Raw genomic sequence first — 4,751 nt, 5'->3', positions numbered from 1 at the left:
CCTCCTGCCGCTGTGCGGCATCGTGGAGCTCATTCTTACAAGCGTACCCCCCTTACTCCTTCACAGCTCCCCCCATGATCCCCGCTACAAGAAACCGTTTCATCCCCAGTGCCAAAGCCGCCGGCGGCACCACAGCGCATATTCCCGCAGCCGCGGTGATTCCATACTGGACGGCATCTTTTGTCATAAACTCCGAGGTGACAACGGCAATGGGTTTGGTAGCCAGCGATGAAGCCAGAATCAGCGGAATCTGAAACTGACTCCAGGTATTCAAAAACAGGATCAGTGCAGCCGATACAATTACCGGTTCGGAAGCCGGCAGAATAATACGTAAAAACGCACGCATTCTTCCGCACCCATCCACCAGCGCGGCCTCCTCCAGTTCTTTCGGTATGGTGGCAAAGTAGTTCGATATAAGCCATGTTGTCACCGGCAGCAGAGCGCTTACATAAATCACGCTCAGCCAGAACATATTGTCGAGCAGCTGATGATCTGCAAATATTTTATAAATTGGTATAATAGTGGCCATAACCGGAATTACCATGGTAATCAGCAGCATATTTTTGATCAGGATTCTCCCCTTGAATTCCATCCTCGAGAGCGCATATGCGGATGCCAGCGCCGCCGGCATCCCTAGCAGAAGCGTTACACCCACAGCCTTCAGGGAATTCAGCATCCCCGTATAAAACAGCTGCCCCTGCTGCCCTGTCCCTAACAAAAGATTCCGATAGTTCTCCCAGGTAATATCCCCGGGCAGCAGATTTGCAGACCTTCCAAACATACCGTACTCGGGAGTCACGGAAATCAGAAAGGCCCACAGAAACGGCCCGATTGTAAAAAGCAGAAAAAGAATCATAAACAACCAGTACCCTTTTTTTCTTTTCATCCGTACATCACCTCCCTGTTCAGATTCCTCAGATAAAATATGCCAAGAATGCCGGCCAGAAGCATTACCAGATATGTGATAGCGCTTCCCTTCCCAAAATCGAGGAAGGAAAATGTGGTCAGATAGCTCTCAACAACTATATTCTTACCCAGATCTCCCATACCGGACAGCGCCACAATTTCATCGAATACGTTTACCGCGGTGATCGACGTGCTTGTCATTCCGATTCCTACAAACGGAAGCATCAGCGGCACAGTGATTTTCCGAAAAATCTGCAGGCTACCGCCACCGTCGATCTTAGCCGCCTCATACAGGCTTTCCGGCAGAGCTTTTCTTCCCGCAAGGCACACCAGGGCCATAAAAGGAATGCTCCGCCAAGTAACCACAAGAGAAACCGACAAAAGCAGGAGCCACCGCGAGGAGAGCCACTCCACCGGCTGATCCACAACATGCAGGGTAATCAGCAGCTTGTTCATGAATCCATACCCAGAGTTCAGAATGAACTTCCACAGCACCCCGTTGACATACGGCGGAAGCGCCCAGGGCAGCACTGCCACGGCAAGCATGAGTCCGGATACACGGGATTCCACATTCAGAAAAAGCGCAACGGCTATACCGATCACTGTTGTAAGCAGAACGATCATCACGACAAGAAACAGGGTATTCTGCAGACTGTACCAAAAAGAGGATGACTTTAATACACTGATATAATTGGCAGGACCGATGAATTCGATCTCTCCGGGCGCTGTCAGCTTCCACTTTTTCAGGCTATATGAAAATGTTACAATCACAGGGTAAAATACCAAGACACCCATGATAATCATCATGGGCGCCAGTAATAGATATGGTAATGCTTTTTTCATCACTATTTTCCTGCCAGTTCCGTAATCTTACTGTCCATCTCTTCAAAGGCTTCTTCCGCAGTCAATTCCCCAAGAGCCATTTTATTCACCGCATTATAAATGGCATTGCTCATCTCTGCATAATAGGACGGTACCCCGTTGGGGAACGGAGACGAGATCCGCTCAGCCTCCTCCAGCATAGCGCCGGAGTCTGTGATTGAACCGTCGTTTATGAGCTCTTCCAAGATCGTATTATGAGTTGGGATCGCGCTTTTTGTTTTATAAAGTTCTTTTTGGATCTCAGGCGACGTATACCATTTTACAAATGTCTCAGCATCTTTCTTATTTTTTGAAAATTTGGTAATTCCAATCGCCTCTGGAAGCGCCATGGTATGCTCTGAAGTACCGGTCTTTCCCGGCACCAGAATCGGCTCGATCTGTCCTACAATACTGCACTCCTCGCTGTTGCTGCTTCTCGCCACAAAGGATGTAGGCCCCGTCATAAAACTGGCATCACCTGATAAAAGCCTCCGGTATGCATCCATACCGGACGAAGTCTTATCGGCCGGGTCAATCAGTTCTTCCTGAAGCATCTTCTCCTCATAACTGAGCGCAGCCAGCACGGAGTCCTTAATCAGCGTACCGTCCTCATGAAATACTGCGCCATTCATTGTATACGCCAGCCAGATTAACGAAGTCGTCGCCGCTTCTTCCGCATTCAGCGGAATCGCAAACGGATATTCAGACACACCAGCTTCTTTCAGCTTTTTTGCATTTTCATATACCTGTTCCCATGTCTCCGGCGCCGACTGGATCCCGGCCTCTTTATAGTGCTCGGTATTATAATAAGACAGCCTGTAATCATTGGCATAAGGAACAGCCAGTACTTTCCCTTCTATAGTAAATGTATCCAGCGTAGGCATGTCGGCCTTTTCTTCTTCTGAAAGCCGGATCTCCTCCAGCCAGTCTGCAGCATAGAACTCCCCTACCCAGGACCAGTCCACTTCCACCACATCCGCAGCAGATGAACCGCCGGAAGCTGCAATTGCAATCTTATCCCGGATATCATCCCAGCTTACCTCATTGATCACAACATCAATCCCGGTCTCCCCTGTAAAATCTGCCAGCATCTCATCCGGCGGCACCCCCCAGTCCGGAATCATAAAGGTAATCTGACGGTCTCCCTTTTCATTCTCCGTTATATCCTCTGCTTCTTTTTTTTCATCCTTCTCCTTCGCACCGCATCCTGCCAGCATTCCCACAGCCAGACACAGACACACCACGAAACTGATCACTCTTTTCATACCTTTTCCTCCTTTAAGCTCCATGTTTTTGAGACCTACGGCTTCACCCCTGCCAAACAGAGCTCAGCCATCCTGCATATACTGCAGAGCCCAAAACATATTCGACACTTTCTCTTATGATACCACCAATAAACCAAAGGATACAACCCATTTTCGACACATAGATAAAAAATGGGTACGCCTGATGGAAGCAGAGAGCAGCGGAACGGAAGATACTTCCCCTCCGTCCTGCTGCCCGCTCCCATCAGGCGTGCCCCAACATTATCAGGCAGACTGTCTTCCCCCTCGCTGGGCCGCCTCAAACTCCCTTAATTTCTCCCTGGCTTCTCTGTTCAGGTTCTGCGGTACTTGTATCTGCACGCATACATACTGGTCACCGTGCACCTCCGGATTCTTCATGGACACAACGCCCTTTCCCCGGAGCCGTATTTTCGTCCCCGACTGCGTTCCCTCCCTGATCTTGCAGAGTACGTTTCCATAAAGAGTCTCAACCATCACTTCCCCGCCGAATACTGCGGTAGTAAACGGGATGTAAGCCATCGTATAAATATCCTGCCCCTTTCTCTCAAAGCCTGCCTTCCCGCCGACCTGTACTTTTAAGAACAGGTCTCCCGGTTCACCGCCGCCTGCGCCTGGCATCCCTTTGCCCCGCAGCCGAATGCTCTTGCCGGTCTCAATACCTGCCGGAATGCGAACCTGCAGGGACTGCACAGGTGCTGTCATACCATCCTGATTCTGAAGCGTAATAATCTTTTCACATCCAAAAACCGCCTCGTCAAAAGTAACTGCAACTTCCGCATGCAGGTCTGCGCCCTTCCTGCGGAACGTTTTTCTGCCATATCCTCCGCCGCCAAACCCACTGCCAGAATAATTATGGTATTCGAATCCCTCTGAACCGCCGCCCCTGAACATATCGCCAAAAATATCCCCGAAAATATCATTCATATCGCCGCTTTCAAAATGATATTCCCGTGTCCCTCCATTCTGACGGCTGTATGCCTTGGCGGCATCGGCATCAAACCCTCCTTCAAAAGCAGCATGGCCGAACTGGTCATACAATTTACGTTTTTCTTCGTCACTTAAAACCGTATACGCCTCTGTAACCTCTTTAAAATTCTGTTCAGCCTGGGCGTTACCCGCATTTGTATCCGGATGGTACTTTTTGGCAAGCTTCCGGTACGCCTTTTTTATCGTGTTTTCATCTGCACTCTTATCAATTCCCAAAACTTTATAATAATCTCTCTTTGCAGCCACTGCCATCACCTCCTGGTCCTACCTTCTGGCTTCTTGTTTTAAGAGATTCATCTCTTCCCCATAGCGTAGGGAGAGTCCTCTTATCTTGTTAAATCTGTGGGGAAAAGCCCCGTACCCAATCAAAAAACATCCCCGAAAATACTTCCGGGGAATCATGCTGCCCAACAATAGATTCATAATCAAGCCCCTATTGTTCTATTTGTAATATAACACGCCACATCAGAATTGTCAATAAAAAATTGGGATTTAGTTGGCTAGCTTTAGACTTGTCGGCGGATGGGGACGCTTTATGACAGGGAGGCCGGGGAGATGCTGGGGCTGTATATGCCGTTGCGATATGCACCCATGCTGCTAAGTGATTCTAGAACACCCGATGCCGGATAGGCGGGGAACAACTTGATCTCCAAATCAAGTTGTTGCTGAACCCAGCGCGGGAAATCATCAGATTTCCCGTGATGTGTTCAG

Annotated in this window: 4 protein-coding genes; all 4 read right to left on the bottom strand. The window is 49.1% G+C overall.

The features are described from left to right. Nucleotides 1-52: 52 nt before the first annotated feature. A complete protein-coding gene (locus tag ARB69_RS25305) occupies nucleotides 53-886 on the bottom strand; it encodes a carbohydrate ABC transporter permease (RefSeq protein WP_055155382.1) in 834 nt (277 codons plus the stop codon). Continuing rightward, nucleotides 883-1,749, bottom strand: coding sequence for a carbohydrate ABC transporter permease (locus ARB69_RS25300; protein WP_154253423.1), 867 nt, complete (start codon nucleotides 1,747-1,749; stop codon nucleotides 883-885). The genes ARB69_RS25305 and ARB69_RS25300 overlap by 4 nt, the downstream gene beginning before the upstream one ends. A 2-nt stretch (nucleotides 1,750-1,751) precedes the next feature. Further along, nucleotides 1,752-3,032 carry a sugar ABC transporter substrate-binding protein gene (locus tag ARB69_RS25295; protein WP_055155381.1) on the bottom strand — a complete coding sequence of 427 codons (1,281 nt, stop codon included), beginning with the start codon at nucleotides 3,030-3,032 and terminating at the stop codon, nucleotides 1,752-1,754. A gap of 264 nt (nucleotides 3,033-3,296) precedes the next feature. After that, a complete protein-coding gene (locus ARB69_RS25290) occupies nucleotides 3,297-4,286 on the bottom strand; it encodes a DnaJ C-terminal domain-containing protein (protein WP_055155383.1) in 990 nt (329 codons plus the stop codon). Between the last annotated feature and the right edge of the window lie 465 nt (nucleotides 4,287-4,751).

Source organism: Faecalicatena contorta (genome assembly GCF_001404335.1).
GTDB classification, from domain to species: domain Bacteria; phylum Bacillota; class Clostridia; order Lachnospirales; family Lachnospiraceae; genus Faecalicatena; species Faecalicatena contortus_B.
Note: the sequence above shows the minus strand (reverse complement) of the source record. Positions and strands in the feature narration are given on the sequence as shown.